Annotated in this window: 18 protein-coding genes and 4 pseudogenes; 7 read left to right on the forward strand and 15 right to left on the reverse strand. The window is 71.6% G+C overall.

Annotated features, from left to right (window positions below; translation table 11 throughout):
• Positions 1–2 precede the first annotated feature (2 nt).
• A complete protein-coding gene (abc-f, locus tag ABZT06_RS01090; RefSeq protein ID WP_355732926.1) occupies positions 3–1,637 on the reverse strand; it encodes a ribosomal protection-like ABC-F family protein in 1,635 nt (544 codons plus the stop codon).
• A 365-nt stretch (positions 1,638–2,002) separates the two neighbouring features.
• Between abc-f and ABZT06_RS01095 the strand changes: the two genes are divergently transcribed.
• A complete protein-coding gene (locus tag ABZT06_RS01095; protein WP_355732930.1) occupies positions 2,003–3,592 on the forward strand; it encodes a tannase/feruloyl esterase family alpha/beta hydrolase in 1,590 nt (529 codons plus the stop codon).
• A gap of 10 nt (positions 3,593–3,602) precedes the next feature.
• On the opposite strand, the gene ABZT06_RS01100 is transcribed toward ABZT06_RS01095, so the two are convergent.
• From ABZT06_RS01100 to glyA, 5 genes are read right to left on the reverse strand one after another with little or no spacing between them, the layout of a single operon-like run.
• Positions 3,603–4,235 (reverse strand): sarcosine oxidase subunit gamma family protein, encoded by a 633-nt coding sequence (locus ABZT06_RS01100; RefSeq protein ID WP_355732933.1) that lies wholly within the window; start codon positions 4,233–4,235, stop codon positions 3,603–3,605.
• Positions 4,228–7,053 carry a sarcosine oxidase subunit alpha family protein gene (locus ABZT06_RS01105; RefSeq protein WP_355732936.1) on the reverse strand — a complete coding sequence of 942 codons (2,826 nt, stop codon included), beginning with the start codon at positions 7,051–7,053 and terminating at the stop codon, positions 4,228–4,230. Before ABZT06_RS01105 ends, ABZT06_RS01100 begins: the two co-directional genes overlap by 8 nt.
• Positions 7,050–7,331, reverse strand: a complete 282-nt coding sequence (locus ABZT06_RS01110; RefSeq protein WP_355732939.1) for a sarcosine oxidase subunit delta — start codon at positions 7,329–7,331, stop codon at positions 7,050–7,052. Before ABZT06_RS01110 ends, ABZT06_RS01105 begins: the two co-directional genes overlap by 4 nt.
• 18 nt (positions 7,332–7,349) lie before the next feature.
• On the reverse strand, positions 7,350–8,570 hold the full coding sequence (locus ABZT06_RS01115; RefSeq protein WP_355732942.1) for a sarcosine oxidase subunit beta family protein: 1,221 nt from the start codon (positions 8,568–8,570) through the stop codon (positions 7,350–7,352).
• Positions 8,567–9,883, reverse strand: a complete 1,317-nt coding sequence (glyA, locus tag ABZT06_RS01120; protein WP_355732945.1) for a serine hydroxymethyltransferase — start codon at positions 9,881–9,883, stop codon at positions 8,567–8,569. The genes ABZT06_RS01115 and glyA overlap by 4 nt, the downstream gene beginning before the upstream one ends.
• A gap of 95 nt (positions 9,884–9,978) precedes the next feature.
• Here glyA and ABZT06_RS01125 point away from each other — a divergent pair, with 95 nt between their 5' ends.
• Positions 9,979–10,638: a GntR family transcriptional regulator gene (locus ABZT06_RS01125; RefSeq protein ID WP_355732948.1), complete on the forward strand. Its 660-nt coding sequence runs from the start codon at positions 9,979–9,981 to the stop codon at positions 10,636–10,638.
• Between the two features lie 30 nt (positions 10,639–10,668).
• Here the strand turns inward: ABZT06_RS01125 and ABZT06_RS01130 are convergent.
• A pseudogene (locus ABZT06_RS01130) lies at positions 10,669–11,015 on the reverse strand (family 43 glycosylhydrolase); the annotation flags it as partial.
• 83 nt (positions 11,016–11,098) lie between these two features.
• On the opposite strand from ABZT06_RS01130, the pseudogene ABZT06_RS01135 reads away from it, so the two are divergent.
• Positions 11,099–11,206: pseudogene (locus ABZT06_RS01135) on the forward strand (hypothetical protein); the annotation flags it as partial.
• Between the two features lie 36 nt (positions 11,207–11,242).
• Here ABZT06_RS01135 and ABZT06_RS01140 read toward each other — a convergent pair.
• From ABZT06_RS01140 to ABZT06_RS01150, 3 genes and pseudogenes are all read right to left on the reverse strand, one after another.
• Complete coding sequence (locus ABZT06_RS01140; RefSeq protein ID WP_355734061.1) at positions 11,243–12,238, reverse strand: glycoside hydrolase family 43 protein; 996 nt, start codon at positions 12,236–12,238, stop codon at positions 11,243–11,245.
• 318 nt (positions 12,239–12,556) lie between these two features.
• Positions 12,557–12,865: pseudogene (locus ABZT06_RS01145) on the reverse strand (DUF1905 domain-containing protein); the annotation flags it as partial.
• Positions 12,862–13,521, reverse strand: coding sequence for a TetR/AcrR family transcriptional regulator (locus ABZT06_RS01150; RefSeq protein ID WP_355732950.1), 660 nt, complete (start codon positions 13,519–13,521; stop codon positions 12,862–12,864). The gene ABZT06_RS01150 and the pseudogene ABZT06_RS01145, both read right to left, overlap by 4 nt.
• A gap of 93 nt (positions 13,522–13,614) precedes the next feature.
• On the opposite strand from ABZT06_RS01150, the gene ABZT06_RS01155 reads away from it, so the two are divergent.
• From ABZT06_RS01155 to ABZT06_RS01165, 3 genes are all read left to right on the forward strand, one after another.
• Entirely contained in the window at positions 13,615–14,292 is a 678-nt protein-coding gene (locus ABZT06_RS01155; RefSeq protein ID WP_355732953.1) for a class II aldolase/adducin family protein, read from the forward strand.
• Positions 14,289–15,218, forward strand: a complete 930-nt coding sequence (locus tag ABZT06_RS01160; RefSeq protein ID WP_355732955.1) for a carbohydrate kinase family protein — start codon at positions 14,289–14,291, stop codon at positions 15,216–15,218. Before ABZT06_RS01155 ends, ABZT06_RS01160 begins: the two co-directional genes overlap by 4 nt.
• 108 nt (positions 15,219–15,326) lie before the next feature.
• Complete coding sequence (locus tag ABZT06_RS01165) at positions 15,327–15,656, forward strand: DUF2218 domain-containing protein (protein WP_355732958.1); 330 nt, start codon at positions 15,327–15,329, stop codon at positions 15,654–15,656.
• Positions 15,657–15,665: 9 nt separating this feature from the next.
• Here the strand turns inward: ABZT06_RS01165 and ABZT06_RS01170 are convergent, their stop codons facing one another.
• Genes ABZT06_RS01170 through ABZT06_RS01185 form a run of 4 tightly spaced genes read right to left on the reverse strand, consistent with a single transcriptional unit; the run spans position 15,666 to position 19,646 of the window.
• The gene (locus ABZT06_RS01170) at positions 15,666–16,202 is read right to left on the reverse strand and encodes an NUDIX hydrolase family protein (protein WP_355732960.1); all 537 of its coding nucleotides are present in this window, start codon (positions 16,200–16,202) and stop codon (positions 15,666–15,668) included.
• Between the two features lie 2 nt (positions 16,203–16,204).
• Positions 16,205–17,389, reverse strand: coding sequence for an amidohydrolase family protein (locus tag ABZT06_RS01175; RefSeq protein ID WP_355732963.1), 1,185 nt, complete (start codon positions 17,387–17,389; stop codon positions 16,205–16,207).
• Between the two features lie 2 nt (positions 17,390–17,391).
• Entirely contained in the window at positions 17,392–18,795 is a 1,404-nt protein-coding gene (locus ABZT06_RS01180; protein WP_355732966.1) for a glutamine synthetase family protein, read from the reverse strand.
• Positions 18,796–18,833: 38 nt separating this feature from the next.
• Positions 18,834–19,646, reverse strand: coding sequence for an SAM-dependent methyltransferase (locus ABZT06_RS01185; RefSeq protein ID WP_355732969.1), 813 nt, complete (start codon positions 19,644–19,646; stop codon positions 18,834–18,836).
• A 167-nt stretch (positions 19,647–19,813) separates the two neighbouring features.
• Here ABZT06_RS01185 and ABZT06_RS01190 point away from each other — a divergent pair, with 167 nt between their 5' ends.
• A complete protein-coding gene (locus tag ABZT06_RS01190) occupies positions 19,814–20,257 on the forward strand; it encodes a potassium channel family protein (RefSeq protein WP_355732972.1) in 444 nt (147 codons plus the stop codon).
• Position 20,258: 1 nt separating this feature from the next.
• On the opposite strand, the pseudogene ABZT06_RS01195 reads toward ABZT06_RS01190, so the two are convergent.
• Positions 20,259–20,516: pseudogene (locus ABZT06_RS01195) on the reverse strand (DNA-binding response regulator); the annotation flags it as partial.
• Positions 20,517–20,632: the final 116 nt, after the last annotated feature.

The following is a 20,632-nucleotide window of genomic DNA, read 5'->3' on the forward strand; positions in this document are numbered from 1 at the left end:
GCTCACACCTCGCCGGCTCCCGTCTCCTTGAGTGTCCCGTCGGCCAGCCGCAGCCGGCGGTCCACGCCGATCTCGGCGAGGAACCGCTCGTCGTGGCTGACCACCATGAAGGCGCCCTGGTAGGAGTTGAGCGCGCTCTCCAACTGGCCCACGCTGACCAGGTCGAGGTTGTTGGTCGGCTCGTCGAGCAGCAGCAGGTGCGGGGCCGGTTCGGCGCACAGCACGCAGGCCAGGGTGGCGCGCAGGCGTTCGCCGCCGGAGAGGACGCCGGCCGGCAGGTGGGCCCGCGCACCCCGGAAGAGGAAGCGGGCGAGCAGGTTCATCCGCTCCGCGTCGGGCCGCTCGGGGGCGAACGCGGCGAAGTTCTCCGCGACCGTGCGGTCCAGGTCCAGCAGGTCCAGGCGCTGCGAGAGGTAGGCGATCCGGCCGTCACCCCGCTTGATCTGCCCGCTGTCCGGGGCGAGTTCACCGGTGATCAGCCGCATCAGGGTGGTCTTTCCGGCACCGTTGGGCCCGGTCAGCGCGATGCGTTCGGGGCCGCGGACCGTCAGGTCGATCCCGTCCGCGGCGAAGACGTCCCGGTCGCCGAGGCGAACCCGCATCCCCTCGCCCAGGAAGAGGTTGCGCCCGGCGGGCACCTGGGTGTCGGGCAGGTCCAGGGTGATGCGCTGCTCGTCGCGCAGGGCGCGCCCGGCCTCGTCGAGACGGGCCCTGGCCTCGTCGACCCGGGACGCGTGCATCTGGCCGGCCCGGCCAGCGGACTCCTGCGCGCCGCGTTTCATGGTGCCGGCGAAGATCTTGGGCAGGCCGGCGCTCTTGAGGTTCCTGGAGGCGTTGCTCATCCGGCGCTCGGCACGTTCGCGGGCCTGCTGCAGCTCCCGCTTCTCCCGCTTGAGCTCCTGTTCGGCGCTGCGGACGTTCTTCTCGGCCACCTCCTGCTCGGCCCGCACGGCCTCCTCGTACTCGGTGAAGTCGCCCCCGTAGAAGCGCAGTTCGTCACTGCCCAGCTCGGCGATGCGTTCCATGCGGTCGAGCAGCGCGCGGTCGTGGCTGACCAGGAGCAGGGTGCCGGTGAAGTCGGCGAGCACGTCGTAGAGCTTGTGCCGGGCGTCGACGTCGAGGTTGTTGGTGGGCTCGTCGAGCAGTAGGACGTCGGGGCGCCGGAGCAACTGGGCGGCGAGGCCGAGGGAGACGACCTGGCCGCCGCTGAGCGTGCTCAGGCTGCGATCCAGGGCGAGTCCGGCGAGGCCCAGGCGGTCGAGCTGGGCACGGGTGCGCTCCTCGATGTCCCAGTCGTCGCCGATGGTGGCGAAGTGCTCCTCGTCGACATCGCCGGACTCGACGGCGTCCAGGGCGCGGACCACGTCGGCGATCCCCAGCACTTCGGCGACGGTGAGGTCACCGGTCAGGGGCAGGCTCTGCGGGAGGTGGCCGAGGGTGCCTCCCACGGTCAACGAGCCGCCGGTGGGCTCGAGTTCACCGGCGATCAGCTTGAGCAGGGTGCTCTTGCCGGAGCCGTTGGGGGCGACCAGGCCGGTGCGGCCGGTGGGCACGGTGAAGGACAGGTCCTGGAAGACGGGGGTGTCGTCGGGCCAGGCGAAGGAGAGGTTCGAGCAGACGACGAAAGCGTCGGACATGGAGATGACCTCGGGCGGTGTGAGGGCAGGGAACAGACCTCTGCCCTGGACAGACATGGGACAAGGGGTACGACGAGACGGGCCACCTCGGCAGCGCTCCTGAGCGCCGGCCGGTGGCCGTCAGATCCGGGTCTCACCCGGAGATGTCGTCTTCACCCACCACGTCTGTGACTCCTCGATACACGGTCAACGCCACATCGCAGCCTAGCAGCCCCGCTCGGTGAGCCCCACTCCATACGTGTGCCTCCTGTCGTTGACAGCTCCGAAACCGCTATGCCAGCATCGTCACCACCTTAACCGGTGACGACGACGGCGCACATGTGTCGCCGCTCCGGCACACACCTACTTCCTTGGACGGACAAGCAATGAGACGACTTCTGACAGCCGTCGCGGCCGGTGTGCCGCTCGCCGCGGCGGTGTATCTGCCGGCCGCCTCAGCGGAGCCCCGGACCGGCTCCGCATCCTTCGCCTGCTCGGCGCCGTCCGTGGTGGCCCCGGCCGGTACCGAGGTGGAGGACGTGGCGGCCGACCGTCAGGAGGGCGGAACCATCGCCGGTACCGGCGTCCTCGGCGGTTCGGTCTCCGGTGTCCCGGCCTTCTGCGAGGTGACGGTCACCCTCACCCACCCCGGGGACGACGACCGGGCCAGGGTGCGGACCTGGCTGCCCGTCAACGGCTGGAACGGCCGGTTCCAGGGGCTCGGCGGCGCCGCCTACCTGGCCGGTGACAACAACGTCGGCCTGGGCACCGCGGTCAAGAACGGTTACGCCGCCGTCACCACCGACGCCGGTGTCGGCGACGCCCTCGACACCAGCTGGGCGCTGAACAGCGCGGGCCAGGTCAACACCGCCCTGCTGAAGAACTTCGCGTCCCGCTCCCAGCACGAGGCGGCCGTCGTCGGCAAGGAGGTCGTCGACGCGGTCTACGGCGAGGGGCCCGCGTACTCCTACTTCAACGGCTGCTCCACCGGCGGGCGCCAGGGGTACATGGAGGCCCAGCGCCACCCCGACGACTACGACGGCATCCTCGCCGCCGCGCCCGCCGTGAACTGGCCCGAGTTCGAGGTCGCGACCCTGTGGCCGCAGGTGGTCATGAACAACGAGAAGACCTACCCGTCGAAGTGTGAGTTCGCCGCCTTCACCACGGCCGCCGTCAAGACCTGTGACGCGCTCGACGGCGTCAAGGACGGCCTGGTCGACGACCCGGCCCGCTGTGACTTCGACCCGCGCAGGCTGATCGGCACCAAAGTCGTCTGCGACGGACGGGAGTTGACCGTCACGGCGGCCGACGCGGCCGTGGTCCGCAAGATCTGGGACGGCCCCCGCACCGCCTCCGGCAGGAAACTGTGGGCCGGCGTCCCGATCGGCGCCGACCTCTCGGCGCTGGCCACCCCGGGAGCGCCGTTCCCGGTGCCCGCCGACTGGGTCAGGCTCTGGGTGGCCAAGGACCCGTCCCTCGACCTCTCGACGATCACCTACAGCCGGTTCGCGCGGCTCTTCGAGCAGTCCCGGGCGGAGTACGACAAGGTCATCGGCACGGCGGACCCGGACCTCTCAGGGTTTCGCAGGTCCGGTGGCAAGCTGCTGAGCTGGCATGGCCTGGACGACCAGTACATCCCCGCCGAGGGCACCGTGAAGTACCGCGAGGAGGTCGAGCGGAAGCTGGGCGGCACCGAGCGGGTCGACGACTTCTACCGTCTCTTCCTCGCTCCGGGCACCGTCCACTGCGGCCTCAACAAGGGCGACGGCACGACCGACGACCTCGGGGCCCTGACCGCCTGGGTCGAGCACGGCAAGGCGCCCAGGACGCTGCCGGCCGGCCTGATCAGCGCCGAGGGGGAGCAGGTCACCCGGAACCTGTGCCGCTACCCGCAGGTGATCCGCTACCGCGGCCACGGGGACCCGGCCCTCGCCACCAGCTTCCGCTGCGTGGGCGGGCTGACCGAGCACCCGTGAGGTAAGCCGGTCAGACTCCCCTCCCCGCCGGGAAAGCCGGACGGCCGAACTCGCTCATCGCGTCGATGAGCCAGCGGGCCAGGTAGTCGGCGAACGAGGACCGGGGCAGCAGGCGGTATGTCGGAGCGTCGTCGACCTGCCAGAGCAGTACCGCGACGGGGCCGACCGTCGTCGACACCGCCCGGCCGGGGCCGAAGGCGCGGGGATGCAGGTCCAGCGGGCAGCCCCTCTCCAGGACCTCCCGGGCGGACGGGCCGCTCAGCTCCAGGGTGGTGCGGTTGGCCGAGACGTCCACGACCGAACCCGGGTCACCCTGGAGGGCTTCCCGCAGCTCCGCGGCCACGGCGCCCGCGTCGGCCGAGAGCACCAGCCACTCGTCGGGGCCCAGCCAGACGGCCGTACGGGCGCCGTGGGCGGCGGTGTCGCCGCATCGGCGAGGGAGAGGTGCCCCCAGGGCCCTCCCGATCCGGTCGGCCGCCTCGGACGCGGGGTCGACCCGCACGTTCACCATCGTGAGGAACGGCAGCTCGGCCAGTGTGACGCCCCGGGCGCCGGTGACGGCGGCGGCGCGCATCCGCTCCTGAAGGTGGGAGAGGGGGCTGGTGCGCAGGGCCACCGGTCCCGCTTTGGTCGGGTCAGCCATCTCGCCGGGTCCCTTCGGGGTCGTAGAGGACGAAGTCGGTCACCTCGACCGGCACCAGGGCCTCGCCCACCGGGGCCAGCAGGGTCTGGCCCTTCCTCGCCTGTCCGTCGGCGACGAGGGCGAGGGCGAAGGGGCGACCGAGGGCGGGGCTGTGGTAGCTGGAGGTGACGTGGCCGAGCATCGGCACGGGCACCGACGCCAAGTCGACGTCCGGCGCGACGAGTTGGGTGCCCTCGGGCAGCCGGGTCGTACGGTCTGCCGGAAGCAGGCCGACCAGCTGCTTGCGGTCGGTGCGGGAGGTGTCGGCGCGGGCGAAGGACCGCTTGCCGATGAAGTCCTTCTGCTGGGAGACCACCCAGCTCATGCCCGCGTCCTGCGGGGTGACCGTCCCGTCGGTGTCCTGGCCGACGATGATGTAGCCCTTCTCGGCCCGCAGGACGTGCATCGTCTCGGTGCCGTAAGGGGTGATGCCGTACGGCCGTCCGACCGCGTCCACCTCCTCCCAGACGGAAAGGCCGTACCAGGCCGAGACGTTGATCTCATAGGCCAGTTCACCGGAGAAGGAGATCCGGCAGACACGGGCCGGGACGCCGGACGCCAGGGTCGTCTCGCGGAAGGCCATGAACGGGAAGGCCTCGTTCGACAGGTCGAGGTCCGGGGCGAGATGGGCGACCACCGCCCGCGACTGCGGTCCGACGACGGCGATCGTCGCCCACTGCTCGGTCACCGAGGTGCAGTGCACGTCGAGTTCGGGCCACTCGGTCTGCAGCCACTCCTCCAGCCAGTCCAGGACGTTCGCGGCGCCGCCGGTCGTGGTCGTCATGAAGTAGCGGTTGTCGTCGAGGCGCAGGGTCACACCGTCGTCGAAGATCATGCCGTCGGGCTTGCACATCACGCCGTAGCGCCCCGTGCCGGGCTTCAGCTTCTTGAAGGCGTTCGTGTAGATCCGGTTGAGGAACTCGCCCGCGTCCGCGCCCCAGATCTCGATCTTGCCGAGGGTGGAGGCGTCCATGAACGCCACCCCCTCCCGGGCCGCCCGGCACTCGCGCGCCACGGCCGCCTCCATGTCCTCACCGGCCTGCGGGTAGTACCAGGGGCGCTTCCACTGCCCGACGTCCTCGAACCGAGCGCCGTGCGCCACATGCCAGCTGTGGATCGACGTGGTCCGCTCCGGATCGAACAACTCACCGCGCTCCCGCCCCGCCAGGGCGGCGAAGGCGATCGGCGTGTACGGCGCCCGGTAGGCCGTGGTGCCGATCTCGCCGAGCGAACCGCCGAGGGCCTCGGCGATCACCCCGATCGCGTTGACGCCGGACGTCTTGCCCTGGTCGTTCGCCGTGCCGAGTGAGGTGTACCGCTTGACGTGCTCGACGCCGCGCATGCCGGCGCCGGTGGAGCGCCAGACGTCGGCGACCGTGACATCGCGCTGGAGGTCGACGAAGTGTCTGTCCCAGGAGCCGGGTTCGCCGTCGGGCGCGGGCACCAGCCACAGGGCGCGCGTCGGGCCGGGTGCGCGCAGAACGCCCTCGGGCGGTACGGTCACCGGGAATCCCGCCGCGGTCGCCGCCACCGCTCCGGCCCGTGTTCCCTCGGCCAGACAGTCGTCGAGGTCGTACGTCCCGCGGGCCGCGCCCACGACCTGCTGGTCCCGTACGGCCCCGTCCGGCACGAACGCCGCGAGCCCCGAGTCCCAGCGCAGCCGCCCCTGACGCTGGCTGTGCAGATGCACCACCGGACTCCAGCCGCCCGACACGGCCAGCAGATCGCAGGCGAACGACGCCTGGTCACCGGTGAGTTGACCTTCGGCGTCGAGAGCCTGGACGGTGACGCCGGTGAGCCTCCGCTCGCCCGCCGTGCCGACCACCGCGCTGCCGGTGAGCACCCGGACCCCGGTCGCCGCGGCCACCTCGGCGGCCCGGTCGGACAGGTCGGGGCGCGCGTCCACGACGACCGCGACGGGGATCCCGGCGGCACACAGATCGGCGACCGTGTCGTAGGCGCTGTCGTTGGTCGTGCTCACCACGGCCCGTGAACCCGGCGCCACCGCATACCGGTTGAGATAGGTGCGCACGGCTCCGGCGAGCATCACGCCGGGCCGATCGTTGCCCGCGAAGACCAGCGGACGCTCGTGCGCGCCGGTCGCGAGAACGACCTGGCGGGCCCGGATGTGCCAGAGCCGCTGCCGCGAGACACCCTCGGGGGCGTCCGCGCCGAGGTGGTCGGTGCGCCGCTCCAGCGCCAGGACGTAGTTGTCGTCGTACGACCCGAAAGCCGTGGTCCGATGCAGTACGACGGCCTCGGGCGCCGCGTCGAGCGTCGCGCGCAGCTCGGCGGACCGCTCCCAGCCACCGGGCTCGGGTTGCTCGTCGACGAGGATCACGCGGGCGCCGGAGGCGGCGGCAGTGGCGGCCGCCGCGAGGCCCGCGGGTCCGGCGCCGACGATCAGGACGTCGGTGTGGACGTACTTCTTGTCGTAGACGGCGGGGTCCGGAGTGGGGTCGAGCCGGCCCATCCCGGAGAGTGTGGTGGCGGACAGGCCGTCGTGGAGCTCGACGGTCGTGGCGGGGAGCATGCCCTCCGAGCACGAACCGCCCAGCTGCACCAGGGCGTTGGGCTCCTCGACACCTGCGGTGACGATGCCGCGCGGGCGGCCGCGGTAGAGCGAGGGGGCGACCTCGACGAGCCCGTTCGCCAGCATCGCGGAGGCGAGGGTGTCGCCGGGGTGACCGGTCAACTCGCGTCCGTCGACGGTGAACCGGAGCAGGGTGCCGCGGTCGACGCGGCCGCCGCTCGGCAGCCGGAAGCGCTGGTCGGTCATCGGGTCCCTCCGGGGCGTGACTCGTCGGGCCGGTACGAGGTCAGTACCTCGTGGGTGGCGGTGTCGCGCAGGACGTTGAACCAGCGGCGGCAGCCGACGCTGTGCATCCACCGTTCCGCGAAGGGGCCTTTGGGGTTGTCGCGGTAGAAGACGTACTCGGCCCACTGCAGGTCGGTGAGGTCGGCGGGGGAGTCGGGGTAGGGGACATGGGCCTGTCCGCCGTAGTGGTACTCCGTCTCGTTGCGCGGACCGCACCATGGGCAGGTGATCAGCAGCATGGCGTCCTCCTCGATGCCTCAGTGGGCCACGGCTGCGGCGCCGTGTTCGTCGATCAACGCGCCGGTCGTGAAACGGTCCAGGGCGAAGGGGGCGTTCAGCGGGTGCGGTTCGCCGGTGGCGATGGTGTGCGCGAAGGTCCAGCCGGCCGCCGGGGTGGCCTTGAAACCGCCGGTTCCCCAGCCGCAGTTGACGTACAGGCCCTCGACCGGCGTGCTGCCGATGATCGGCGAGGCGTCCGGGCTGACGTCGACGATGCCGCCCCAGGTGCGCAGCACATGCGCCCGCGCGAAGATCGGGAACAGCTCTACGGCGGCGGCCATCTGCTGCTCGATCACATGGAACGAGCCGCGCTGACCGTACCCGTTGTACGAGTCGACGCCCGCGCCCATCACCAACTCGCCCTTGTGGGCCTGCGACACGTACACGTGCACGTGGTTCGACATGACGACCGTGGGATGCACCGGCTCGTGCAGTTCGGAGACCAGGGCCTGGAGCGGGTGGGACTGCACCGGCAGCCGTACGCCCGCCCGCTCGGCCAGCACACTGCTGTGTCCGGCGGCCGCGAGACCCACCCGGCCGGCGTGGATGCGGCCGCGGTTGGTGTCGACGCCCACGACCCGGTCGCCGTCCTTGAGGAAGCCGGTGACCTCGCAGCCCTGGATGAGGTCCACGCCCAGTTCGTCGGCGCGCCGGGCCAGCGCCCAGGCGACGTGGTCGTGCTTGGCGATGCCGGCCCGGGGCTGGAATGTGGCACCGAGCACCGGATACCGGGTGCGGGACGAGACGTTGAGGATGGGGCAGACCTTGGCGACCTCGTCCGGCTCCAGCCACTCGGCGTCGACCCCGTTGAGCCGGTTGGCGTTCACGCGGCGCACGCCCTCGCGGACGTCCTGGAGGGTGTGCGCGAGGTTGAGGACACCGCGCTGGCTGAACAGGAAGTCGTAGTCCAGCTCCTCCGGCAGGCCCTCCCACAGCTTCAGGGCGTGCTCGTAGATCGCCGCGCTCTCGTCCCACAGGTAGTTGGAGCGGATGATCGTGGTGTTGCGGGCCATGTTGCCGCCCGCGAGCCAGCCCTTCTCCAGGACGGCCACATTGGTGATGCCGTGGTTCTTGGCGAGGTAGTAGGCGGTGGCGAGACCGTGGCCGCCGGCGCCGACGATGACGACGTCGTACGACCGCTTCGGCTCGGGGTTGCGCCAGAGGAAGTCCGGGTGTTCCGGCAGCGGTTGGGCACTCATGCCGCGCCTCCGTCGAGGTGGGGGTAGAGGGGGAAGGCGGCGGCGAGCTTCTCGACCCGGGCGCGCAGTTCGTCCTCGGGCCGTTCGCGCTTCAGGGTCTCGGCGATGATGTCGGCGACCTCGCGGAACTCCGTCTCGCCGAAGCCGCGGGTGGCCAGGGCGGGCGTACCGATCCGCAGGCCCGACGACACCATCGGCGGGCGTGGGTCGAACGGCACGGCGTTGCGGTTGACGGTGATGCCGACGCGGTGCAGCCGGTCCTCGGCCTGCTTCCCGTCGAGCTCGGAGTTCCTCAGGTCGACCAGGATCAGGTGGACTTCGGTGCCGCCGGTCAGGACGGTGATCCCGGCCTCGGCCACGTCGTCGGCCAGCAGCCGTCCGGCGAGGATCTTCGCACCCCGCAGGGTGCGCCGCTGGCGTTCCTTGAACTCATCCGAGGAAGCCACCTTGAAGGCCACCGCCTTCGCCGCGATCACATGCTCCAGCGGACCGCCCTGCTGACCGGGGAAGACCGCCGAGTTGATCTTCTTGGCCAGGTCGGCGCGGCTGAGGATGACACCGCCGCGCGGGCCGCCCAGGGTCTTGTGGGTGGTGGTCGTGACGACGTCGGCGTACGGCACCGGGCTGGGGTGCAGGCCCGCGGCCACCAGGCCCGCGAAGTGCGCCATGTCCACGAGCAGATACGCGCCCACCGCGTCCGCGATCCGGCGGAACCCGGCGAAGTCCAGCTGCCGTGGGTAGGCCGACCAGCCCGCGACGATCATCTTCGGCCGATGGGCGAGAGCGAGCCGCTCCACCTCGTCCATGTCGACGCGCAGGTCGGACTCGCGCACGTGGTACGGCACCACGTTGTAGAGCTTGCCGGAGTAGTTGAGGCGCATGCCGTGGGTCAGGTGCCCGCCGTGCGCCAGGTCGAGGCCGAGGATCGTGTCGCCGGGCTTCAGCAGGGCGAACATCGCGGCCGCGTTGGCCTGGGCGCCCGAGTGCGGCTGGACGTTCGCGGCCTCGGCGCCGAAGAGCTCCTTCACCCGGGCGATGGCCAACTGCTCGACCACGTCGACGTGTTCGCAGCCGCCGTAGTAGCGGCGGCCCGGGTAGCCCTCGGCGTACTTGTTGGTCAGGACCGAGCCCTGGGCCTCCATCACGGCGGCCGGGGCGAAGTTCTCCGAGGCGATCATCTCGAGCGTGGACTGCTGGCGGCGCAGCTCGGCGGCCACCGCCTCGGCGACGTCCGGGTCGAGTGCGCTGAGAGGGAGGGAGAGCGACGAGGTGGGCGTGGTGAACGGCGAGGTGGGCGACGTGCTCGTTGCCATCTGTGCACCATCCTGAGAGCCAGCTAATGAGCAACTGATATATCAGCCTGTGCGGTAAGGTATGGGAGCTCGCCGCACAGGTCAAGGGGGCATCCATGCAGCAGGTCGCGACCGAGGTCGAGGAGCTGTCGCTCGCCGAGCGCGCGTACCGCGCCATCCGGGACCGGCTCGTCATGCTGGAGATCCGCCCCGGCGCGCCGATCAACGAGGAGCAGCTCGGGCAGTCCCTCGGCGTCGGCCGCACCCCCGTGCGCGAAGCGCTCAAGCGGCTCCAGTACGAGCGCCTGATCACGACCTACCCCCGCCGCGGCACCTTCGCCACCGAGGTCAACATCACCGACCTCGCCCACATCTCCGAGGTCCGCCAGGAACTGGAACCCCTGGCCGCGGCACAGGCCGCGCGGCGCGCCACGGCCACCGACCGCGCGAACCTCACCGCCCTGCTACGGGAACTCGCGACCGCCGGGGCACCCGGCCGGGACTCCACCGAGCTCATGCACCTGGACCTCCAGGTCCACCGCGCCATCTACACGGCCACGCACAACCCGTACCTGGAGGACACCCTCGTCCGCCACGACAACCTCGCCACCCGTATCTGGTGCCTGTTCGTGGACCGGCTGTCCGACATGGCCGGCCATGTCGAGGAGCACGGACCGCTGATCGAGGCGATCGTCTCCGGCGACGCCGACACGGCGGCCCGGCTCGCCCGCAGCCACGTCGAGGGCTTCGAACAGGCGATTCGCGAGGCCATCTGAAACCGGCGGGGCCGGGTGCGGCGGTGCGCGCTATTCGCCCGACGGCGACGTCAGCGGGACGCCCAGCCCCACCGGGGTGCCGAAGTTCGGGGTGCCGTCGGCGTTCCAGGTGAACTTCTGGGTCCTGGTGGTGCGGTTCATGTCGCAGCCGCCGCTCGCGGAGTTGTTGGCGTGGTAGACGATCCAGTCCTCGGTGCCGTCCGGCGACTTGAAGAAGCCGTTGTGACGATGAACGTCTTCCCGCCCCGCTGGAGCACCTCCGCCCCCTCGTTGACCGTGCCGCCCACCGTCTCCCAGCGGTAGGTCGGCGTGGACAGCACACGCCGGGTGCCGCTCGCGGTCCAGGGGTTGGAGAGCGGCCGGATGAACATGGGCTGCGGTCGTAGCCCCCGGTGAACTCACCGAGCCGCACGACGAGCTATGGCCGTACCGACCGCAGGACCGGGCCGAGGCGTCGGCCGCCGAGGGGCAGGGGATCGTGCTGGTGCCGTGCAACTCCTGGGCGAACCGTGGCCCTTCGACGATGCGAGTGTGGCTGCCGACGACCCGGCGCCGACGGAGCCGGTGACCGGACTGTTGGGGACCGCCGCGCGGAACGCGGGCCTCAGGCCCCGCTTCCGTCGCCGTCGAGGTCGGTGCGGTGCCGCAGCACCCGCAGTTCGTCACCCTCGATCCGCATCTCGTACAGCTTCCCGCGCGCGTTCTCGAAGGGACGGTGGAGGATCATCATGAGCCGGTCGTCGAAGGTCCGGAACAGCATGCCGTGTCCGCTGTCGTCCCGGACCAGCGGCCGGCGCTGTTCCCAGGGGCCAGTCAGCTCACCGGACTTGGAGACGGCGTAGGTCTGCACGTAGCCGCCGCTGACGGTGCCGTCCGCTCCGGCCCTGTTCTTCTCGTACGTCGACCACAGCATGAGCAGGGCGCCGTCCGGGGCGCGGTGGAGTTGGGGGCCGTCGGTGACGTAGGGCGCGAGCTGGTGCGGTACGCCCGCGGGGATCTGCTCGCCGAGCCAGAACGCGTCCGAGCCCTTGAACAGGAACACGGGGGCGCCGACCGTGCCGGACAGATCGGGAGCCAGCCTGACGGCTTCCATCGTCCCGTCGACGGTCTGCAGCCACTCGTGCGCGTACACCATCCAGGGCTGCCCCGCCGGATCGACGTAAAGCGTGCCGTCGAGGGTCATCAGGTGCGCGGGCGGGGTCGGCCCGGACGGGTCGACGACGGTGAAGGGGCCCAGCAGGGAGTCGGACACGGCCGTGATCGTGCCGCGCGCGTGGGTCGGCAGCTGGAAGGGCGTACCCCAGCGCCCGGGGGGCGGCACGGGCAGCATTCGCCCCTCGTCGTGCAGGGTGGTGAACAGGTAGTACCTGCCGCCCCACGCGTGCACCTCCGGCGCCCACCCGCCGTCCCGCGCCCAGATCCCCTCCTGCTCGTCCGTCCGGAACACCACGACGGGCGGCGTCCAGTCACGCAGGTCCCGACTGCGGTAGACCATCGTCCCGACGCCCTCCACACCCGACACGGACGGCTCGTTGGACGTGTAGAGGTGGTACGTCCGCGTCTCCTTGTCGGCGACGACGAACGGGTCGTGCAACGGCATGTCGGGCAGCCGCAGGGGCTCGGTCTCGGTCACGGCTGAACGATACGTGGACGTGGCGATCAGCCGTCCGCGAGGACTTCGTGCGCCGGCCCCGCCAGGTCCGGCAGGGCCGGATGACCAGCCAACCACGGCGCCGCTCTCGGCGAGGGCCGTGCCCCACTCGTCGGTGGGCGACGGACCTGCGATCGCGACGACCGCCGCCGCGCGGGGTGCTCGGGCCGGGGCTCGCGACCGCGGCACTCGGCTGGGGGATTCCGGATACCCGCCTCGGTGGTGACGGCGCTGCGCGGGCGCGGTCCGCACCGGCGGCCGCCAGAACCGGATGGTCGCCTCCACCCGCACGGCGTCCCCCGCCGACAGCCCCACCGGCCGGCGCACCGCCGGCTTGAGCGGCAGCAGATAACCGCCGTCCTTCGGGAACGGGGACGTCGTGAAGGTGACCTCGCCGATCAGGGCCTCGACCGGGATCACGCCCCAGCCGTACGCGGCCGTCCGGGCCACCTCACCGCTGTCGGCGGACTCGTGGTCAGGCACGGGGACGAAGTAGTAGGGGGCCGGGCCCCGCCATTCGACCACCCGGCCGGTGAGGTGAACTGCATGAGCCCCCCGTTGTCCCGACGGCGTCAGGACAGTCTGTACCGCGCCGCGATGTCCGTCAGATAACCCCGCAGCAGGATCTTCGCCTCCTCCAGCAGCGCGGTGTCCCCCTTGGTGTCCCGGCGGAAGGCCTCCTGGGCGAGGGCGTCGGCGGCGAGGATCGCGGCGTGGCAGACGCGGGCGAGGGTCTCGTCGTCCTCGGCGAGACGCAGCACGAGCAGGATGCGGCGGATCCCGTCGGCCATCCGGTGCTTGTGCTCACGGTCCGCGGCCCGGGTCCGCTCGGTCAGTCCGCTGCCGAACCACAGGGCGCGGAAGCCGTGTTCGGTGCGGTAGATCTCGGCGTACGCGTCGATGAGGACACCGACCGGGTCCTCCCAGCGCTCGGCGGCCGCGGCCTCGACGAGCGCGTCCATCGCCGCTTCCAGTTTCGCGAAGTAGCCGGCCGCGAGGGCCTCGATGATCGCCCCGCGGTCGGGCAGGTACTGGTACAGCGAACCGACCGACACCCGCGCCTCGGACGCGATCCGTGTCGTGGTGAGCGACTCGACGCCCTCCTCGACCAGGATGCGCTCCGCCGCTTCCAGCACCCTGGCCAACCGGGCCCGGCTGCGGGCCTGTTGGGGAGTGCGGCGCAGGGAGGCGATCCATGCGGCCGGGTCGGCGTCCGGGGCGGACTCAGCCACGGGACGACCTCCGCTCATCCACGCGACGACCTCACGTGACAACCTCCGAACGTGAACGTGACTTTGTTTCAGGTTTAGGTTAGCGTCGCGCGCATGACCGACTCAAGCCCGGTGCTGAGCGAGGAGCGGGCCGCCGTGGCGGACGCCTGCCGCCGTCTGGGGGCCGAGGGCCTGCTCATCGGTACGGCGGGCAACGTCAGCGTACGCGTCGAGGACCGCGTGGCGATCACCGCGACCGGCGCGATCCTGGCCGAGCTCACCCCGGACCAGGTGACCGTCGTCGACCTCGACGGAGAGATCGTGTCCGGCGGCCTGCTGCCGACCTCGGAACTGGATCTCCACCTCGGCGTCTACCGCCGGTACGGCACCGGCGCCGTCGTACACACCCACGCTCCGATGGCCACCGCCCTCTCCCTCGTCCTCGACGAACTGCCCTGCATCCACTACCAGTTGCTGGCCCTCGGCGGCACCGTCCGGGTCGCGCCGTACGCCACGTTCGGCACCCCCGAACTCGCCGAGTCGGTCCTCACCGCGCTGGAGGGCCGGGGCGCCGCCCTGATGGCCAACCACGGGGCCGTCACCCACGCCCCGACCCTCGACAAGGCGGTCGAGCACGCGCTGCTCCTCGAGTGGGCCTGCGGTGTCTACCAGCGCGCGGCCGCCCTCGGCACCCCGCGCATCCTCGACGAACAGCAGCAGATCGCCGTGATCGAGGCCGCCCTCGCCCGCAACTACGGCACCACGCAATCCGCACAGGAGGGGAATCGATGAACGTCGTCACCATGGGCGTGCACGTGCTGGACGTCCTGGTCCGGCCGGTCGAGGAGATACCCGAGGGACAGGGCGCGACCCTGGTCGAGGACATCCGCATGACCGCCGCCGGCACGGCCGCAGGCACCGCCCTCACCCTGGCCAAGCTGGGTGCCTCGGTGCGCACCGCCGGGGCGATCGGCACCGACCCGACGGGCGACCTGCTCACCCAGCTCCTCGACAAGGCGGGGATCGACACCGGACTGCTCGTCCGCCGCGTCGACACCTCCACCTCCGCGACGGTCCTGCCCATCCGCCCCAACGGTGACCGACCCACCCTCCACCTGCTCGGCGCCAACATCACCTACGGCCTCGACGACGTGCCCTGGGACGCGGTCGCCGAGGCGAGCCACCTGCACCTCGGCGGGCCCGAGCTGATCGGCGCCGAGGTCGCCGCCCGCATCCTGGCGCACGCCAAGGAGCACGGCGTGGTCACCTCGGTGGACCTGCTGGCACCGGGCGCGCTCGGCACCTTCGACCAGATCGAACCGCTGCTCCCGTACGTCGACTTCCTGCTCCCCAACGAGGACCAGGTCCTCGGCTTCAGCGAGGAACAGGACGTGGTGACCGGCGCGAAGAAGTTCCTGGCCGGTGGAGTGGGCCTGGTCGCGGTCACCCGCGGCGGCGACGGCGCCCTCCTGGTCACCGCCGAGGGCACGGAGACGGTCCCCGCCTTCGAGGTCGAGGTCGTCGACACCACCGGCTGCGGCGACGCCTTCTCGGCGGGCTTCCTGCGCGGAACGAGCCTGGGCCGCACGCCACGCGAGGCGGCGATCCTGGGCAGTGCCGCGGCGGCACTGGTGGCGCAGGGCCTGGGCAGTGACCACGGCGACTTCGACCTGGCGGAGGCCGACGAGTTCTCCATGACGAGCGGGACCCGCTCCTAGGGGGCACGCCTACGTGGCGGTGTGCGTGGGGTGCGGAATGGGCGTGGGGCGGCCGGTGTTGCGGCAGCATCGAGTCCGTACCGCGCCACCGCACTCCTGGGAGTTCCCATGCCCCGCTCAGAAGCCCGCGTCGCCACCGACCGCCCGCACCGGTACGCCAAGCAGCTCGCCTCACACCTCGGGCGTCGCAGCCGGACCACGTGGGACGAGGACAGCGGTGAGGGGAGCCTGCTCTTCCAGAACGGAGGCAGGGGCTCCCTCACCGCCACCGAGGGCGCGCTGCTGCTGACGCTGGAGACGGAGTCCGAGCACCTCGATCTCCTGGAGGGCGTCGTCGGCAGCCACCTGGTCCGCTTCGGCACCAAGGACGAACTCGTCGTCGAGTGGACGCGGGACGGCGGCGCACCCGGCTCGGTCCAGCGCAAGGAGACCGACTGACCACAGGCCTCAGATCGCGCAGCCCACGTGGGCCAGCGCCTGCTTGAGCAGCACGCCGTGACCGCCGGGCATCTCGCTCGCCACCGCCGGGGACAGGGCCTCGTGCGGGCTGAACCACACCAGGTCCAGGGCGTCCTGCCGCGGCCGGCAGTCGCCGGTCACCGGGACGACGTAGGCGAGGGACACCGCGTGCTGGCGCGGGTCGTGGAACGGCGTGACCCCCTGAGTGGGGAAGTACTCCGCCACCGTGAAGGGCTGGAGCGAGGAGGGGATCCTGGGCAGCGCCACCGGTCCCAGGTCCTTCTCCAGGTGGCGCAACAGGGCGTCCCGGACCCGCTCGTGGTGCAGAACGCGGCCGGAGACCAGAGTCCGGCTGACCGTTCCGTCGGGTCCGATGCGCAGCAGCAGGCCGACGCTGGTGACTTCGCCGTTGTCGTCGACGCGCACGGGCACGGCCTCGACGTACAGAATGGGCATCTGGGCGCGCGCCTGCTCGAGATCGTCGGCGCTCAGCCAGCCGGGCGTGGTATCGGTCAAGTCAGACATTGCTAGATCATACTTTCCGGGGACGGCGGGCGCTCAGTCGCGCTCGCCTGGTGGGACGGGGAGGGGGCGGGAAGTCCGTAGAGACGGCGGGCGTTGTCCGCGCTCGTCCAGGCCGCGATGCGCAACGCGTCCGGCAGGCTCAGTTCGTCGGCGTCCACCCGCTCCTGGAGCAGCCCGGCCAGACCCTGCCGGAAGGACAACGCGCCGAGCAGATGGAACTCGGCCACTCCGTACGCGTCGGAGCTGTACAGCAGCTTGCGGAACGGCGTGATCTCCAGCGCCTCCGCCAGGATCGCCCGGGACCGCGCGGGGCCGACGTGGTGCAGGGTCAGGCCGACGTCCAGGTACACCTGCTCGAACACCGCGGCCAGATACGCGGCCTGCCGCTGGTACGGCCAGCAGTGCAGCAGCAGGACCGGGATGGTGCCCGAGGTCAGGTGCAGCCAGTCCGTGAGGTGGGTGGGATCCACGCGGTGCATCCGGATGTCGCTGTCGCCGAACCCGGTGTGCAGCTGGAGCGGCAGCCCCAGGTCCACGGCGGTCCACAGCAGATGCCGTACGAGAACGGGATCGGCCAGCCGGCCACCGCGGGCGAGCCAGTCGGCGGCGGCACGGATGACCTCCGCGTCCGAGGGGCGCGCCGGGTCCAGGTCGAAGCCGGTGCGGTAGGCCGCGACCGACTTCACGGCCACCACACCCGGCCGCCCCACGGCCTCCAGGGCGGCCGCCCGGAACACGTCGGCGTACACGCGCGGCTCCACACCTCGCGCCGCCACCGCCTCCGCGACGCTCTCCAGCCGTACGACCTCGTAGGCCGTCCCGCCCGCGATCTTGGCCAGCTCCCCGGGCGAGGTGATGCGGTCCGGCTCATACCCGGTGTCGACGCAGAACACGTCCGTGCCCGCGGCGGTCAGGAAGCGCCGGTTGACCTCGTGGGGGCCGAGTTCCGCGCGGCGGGCCAGGTAGGCGTCGGGCGGAGCATGGCGCGGGAGGTCGAGCAGGGGTGCGCAGTGTCGGCGGACCGCCACGCCGACGGGGCTGTCGAACGGGGAGATCCCGGGCCAGACGCTGCCCTCGGTGAGCAGCGACTCGAAGCCCGGCCGGTCGAGTGCGCCGGTGACCACCCCGTGGCAGTGGTGGTCCACCAGCCGGGCGGCGGCGAGGGCCTCGTGGACGCGTCCGCTCATGCTCAGTACTTCCACCGGTAGGCAGCCGCGATCTGCTCGTCGTCCAGCTCGGCCACGGAATCGCTCTCCCCGAAGCGCACGGCGACCACGGCGTCGGCGAGGACCGGCCCCAGCGCGGCCCGCAGCTGTTCGTCGGCTCGGAAGGCCCGAACCGCCTGGGAGAGGGAGGTCGGCAGCCGCCGTACGCCCAGGGCGGTGGCCTGGTCGGCGGGGAGCAGGGCCGGATCTCCGGTGATCTCCCTGGGCAGCGGCAGGGCCGAGGCCAGCCCGTCCAGCCCGGCGGCGATCAGACCCGCGAAGGCGAGATACGGGTTCGCGGCCAGGTCCACCGGCTTCAGCTCCAGGTTCGCGGCCCGGTCGGTCAGACCCGCCGTGCCGGTGACGATCCGGACGGCCGCCTCCCGGGTCTCACGGCCCCACGCGGTGAACACCCCGGCCCACTGGGAGGGCTTGAGGCGCAGATAGCTGGCCGGGCTCGGCGCGGTCAGGGCCGTGAGCGCGTGCAGGTGGGCGAGGACACCCGCGACGAACGACTCGGCCTCGCGCGTCATGCCGTACCGGCCCTTGCCGCCCGAGTGCAGGTTCACGTCCCCGCGCCAGGCGGAGAGATGGAGATGGCCGCCGTTGCCGACGCCCTCCGCGAAGACCGCGGGGGCGAAGGAGACGACGAGTCCGTGCCGCTGGGCCACCGCACGGATCGTCTGCCGTACGAGGACGCTGACGTCGGCCGCCGCCACCGGGTCCAGGGCACCCGTCGAGATCTCGAACTGCCCGGCCGCGTACTCGGGATGGAGCTGCTCCACCTCGATGCCCTGCTCGGCGCAGGCCGCCAGCAGGTCGGCCGCGTAGTCGCTCAGCTCCACCTGCCGGGTGGCGCCGTACGCCGGTCCCGACACGGCGGGCACGAAGTCACCGTCCGTCGCCGGGCCCCGGCCCACCGCCCACTCGATCTCGATGCCCGCTTTGAAGGTGATCCCGTGCCGTTCGGCGGCCTCGGTGACGATCCGCCTGAGGACCGTGCGGGAGCAGCCCGGATGGCGCTCGCCCTCCTGTGTGACCCGGTCGACCGGCGCCCACGCCCAGCCCGGCTGCCCGGCCAGGGCCACGAGCCGGTCGAGATCGGGGTACAGGCGCAGATCGCCGTCGGGAGAGCCCAGGGTGTCCGTGGTGACGATGGAGTCGTTCGCCAGGAAGGTGTCGAACACCGGCGACATGCCCACGCCCCAGGCCGCGGCGGAGGGCAGCTTCGCCGTGGGGACCGTCTTCACCCGGCAGATGCCCGCGGTGTCGACATAGGCCAGGACCACGCCGTGCACGCCTTTCGCGGACAGCTCCTCGCTCAGTGCGGTGGCCCGGTCCACGTCCCCGGGACGGCCCCCGGGGACGGGGTCGGCAAGGGTGGTCATACGTCCTCCACGACGGGCTCGGCCGATCGGATCCCGCGTCAGGGTTTCACGGCCACCGCGCCGAACTGGGGCACCACGGCCGGGGAGTCGGACTCGGCACGCCACCGCGAGCAGGAGACCAGTCCCGGTTCGAGGAGGTCGAGTCCCTCGAAGAACGTGGCGATGTCCTCGCCGCTGCGGGCCGTGATCGGCGGAGTGGCGTTCTCGTTCCAGAACTTCATGGCCGGGATCTGGCCCTCGCCGCCGAGGTCGGCGTCGAAGGTGGGGTGGGTCAGGGCCAGATGGCTGCCGGCGGGCATCGAGGCCATGATCTCGCGCGCGATCCTGCGCGCCTCGTCGGTGTCCAGGACGAAGTTGAGGATGCCGAGCATCATCACCGCGACCGGCTTGCTGAAGTCCAGGGTCCGCGAGGCGCGTTCGAGGATGGCCGCCGGGTCGTGGACGTCGGCGTCGATGTAGTCGGTGACGCCCTCGTGGGTGCTGGTCAGCAGGGTGCGGGCGTGGACGAGGACGATCGGGTCGTTGTCGACGTAGACGATCCGGGCGTCGGGCGCGATGCGCTGGGCGATCTCGTGGGTGTTGTCCACCGTCGGCAGCCCGGTGCCGACGTCGAGGAACTGCCGGATGCCTCGTTCCTCGGCGAGGAAGCGCACCGAGCGGCCCAGGAACCAGCGGTCCGCGCGGGCGATCTCCCGGATGATCGGGAACATCCCGGCGACGTGGTCGCCGACCCGCTGGTCGACCTCGTAGTTGTCCTTGCCGCCGATCCAGTAGTTCCACACGCGCGCGTTGTGCGCCACACCTGTGTTCAGCCTCGCCGACGCACCCGACGGGGTGTGGCTCTCGCTCACGACTGTGCTCCTTCTCGCGCCTGCGGCCGTTGCCGCCATTGTGCCGCCCGATGATCAGCTTGTCCCGGAAACGGCGACTCGAACGCCCTGCCCGAGGTGCCGAACACCCTCCCGGCGGTGACACTGGCCCCGTACGCCCGCCCCGCCCGCGGCCTCGAGGAGTGAGCATGCTGCCCGGATTCCTCACCAGGGTGGTCGAGTTGATGCTCGGCCGCGAGGGGCGCCCGCTCCATCGGAGGGCGGCGGGCGGGGCGACCCTCGTGCTCCTCGCGGTGATGCTCATCGGTTCCTGGGCGGTCGTCGCCGCCGAGGAGGGGGCGCGGGGCGCCACTCTGACGTCGTACCCGAAGGCCCTGTGGTGGTCGGTGGAGACGGCGACGACGGTCGGATACGGCGACTTCTTCCCCGTGACCTGGTGGGGCCGGGCCGTCGGCACCGTGGTCATGGTCGTCGGGATCACGACGTACGGCATGGTCACCGCGGCGCTCGCCACCTGGTTCGTGGCGCGGGAGCAGAAGCGTCTGCACCATGTGGGTGCCGAGACGCTGCACGCCGTGCACGAGCGGTTCGACCGGCTGGAAGAGCTGCTGTCGGCCAAGAGGAAGGGGTGACTCAGCTCTCCGGCCGCGCGTGGCCGTGCTGCAAGGCCCAGGCGGCGATCTCCGCGTTCGTACGGCCGAGCGCGACCAGCCGGACCACGTCCAGCTCAGGGGCGGTCAGGGGCTCGGTGGCCGGTGCGGGGCGGGCCGCGACGACCAGCTCGGGCGTCGGGACCGTCGTGACGTACCGGAGCAGGCGCACGGTGACCGGCGGGGAGACCACCGAGTCACCGGCCGCAGTGGCACGGACCGCCTCGGCGAGGAGCGTGGGCAGCGCTTCGCCGGGCGTCGGGGTTCTTTCCGGGAGGCAGGTGGTGTGCCCGGGGTGAGTGCGTGCTCTTGGCTGGTCACCGCTGGAATTCGGGGCGGTCCCTCCGGGGGTGTGCG

Source organism: Streptomyces sp. NPDC005483 (genome assembly GCF_040606035.1).
Classification (GTDB): domain Bacteria; phylum Actinomycetota; class Actinomycetes; order Streptomycetales; family Streptomycetaceae; genus Streptomyces.

What these genes read in the sequence shown, in the direction of transcription:
- ABZT06_RS01155 (WP_355732953.1), top strand. Translation starts at nt 13,615, where the DNA reads ATGACCGACTCAAGCCCGGTGCTGAGCGAGGAGCGGGCCGCCGTGGCG.
- ABZT06_RS01175 (WP_355732963.1), bottom strand. Translation starts at nt 17,389, where the DNA reads ATGAGCGGACGCGTCCACGAGGCCCTCGCCGCCGCCCGGCTGGTGGAC.
- glyA (WP_355732945.1), bottom strand. Translation starts at nt 9,883, where the DNA reads ATGGCAACGAGCACGTCGCCCACCTCGCCGTTCACCACGCCCACCTCG.
- ABZT06_RS01165 (WP_355732958.1), top strand. Translation starts at nt 15,327, where the DNA reads ATGCCCCGCTCAGAAGCCCGCGTCGCCACCGACCGCCCGCACCGGTAC.
- ABZT06_RS01140 (WP_355734061.1), bottom strand. Translation starts at nt 12,238, where the DNA reads ATGCCGTTGCACGACCCGTTCGTCGTCGCCGACAAGGAGACGCGGACG.
- ABZT06_RS01095 (WP_355732930.1), top strand. Translation starts at nt 2,003, where the DNA reads ATGAGACGACTTCTGACAGCCGTCGCGGCCGGTGTGCCGCTCGCCGCG.
- ABZT06_RS01160 (WP_355732955.1), top strand. Translation starts at nt 14,289, where the DNA reads ATGAACGTCGTCACCATGGGCGTGCACGTGCTGGACGTCCTGGTCCGG.
- ABZT06_RS01110 (WP_355732939.1), bottom strand. Translation starts at nt 7,331, where the DNA reads ATGCTGCTGATCACCTGCCCATGGTGCGGTCCGCGCAACGAGACGGAG.
- ABZT06_RS01180 (WP_355732966.1), bottom strand. Translation starts at nt 18,795, where the DNA reads ATGACCACCCTTGCCGACCCCGTCCCCGGGGGCCGTCCCGGGGACGTG.
- ABZT06_RS01115 (WP_355732942.1), bottom strand. Translation starts at nt 8,570, where the DNA reads ATGAGTGCCCAACCGCTGCCGGAACACCCGGACTTCCTCTGGCGCAAC.
- ABZT06_RS01105 (WP_355732936.1), bottom strand. Translation starts at nt 7,053, where the DNA reads ATGACCGACCAGCGCTTCCGGCTGCCGAGCGGCGGCCGCGTCGACCGC.
- ABZT06_RS01170 (WP_355732960.1), bottom strand. Translation starts at nt 16,202, where the DNA reads ATGTCTGACTTGACCGATACCACGCCCGGCTGGCTGAGCGCCGACGAT.
- ABZT06_RS01100 (WP_355732933.1), bottom strand. Translation starts at nt 4,235, where the DNA reads ATGGCTGACCCGACCAAAGCGGGACCGGTGGCCCTGCGCACCAGCCCC.
- ABZT06_RS01190 (WP_355732972.1), top strand. Translation starts at nt 19,814, where the DNA reads ATGCTGCCCGGATTCCTCACCAGGGTGGTCGAGTTGATGCTCGGCCGC.
- abc-f (WP_355732926.1), bottom strand. Translation starts at nt 1,637, where the DNA reads ATGTCCGACGCTTTCGTCGTCTGCTCGAACCTCTCCTTCGCCTGGCCC.
- ABZT06_RS01125 (WP_355732948.1), top strand. Translation starts at nt 9,979, where the DNA reads ATGCAGCAGGTCGCGACCGAGGTCGAGGAGCTGTCGCTCGCCGAGCGC.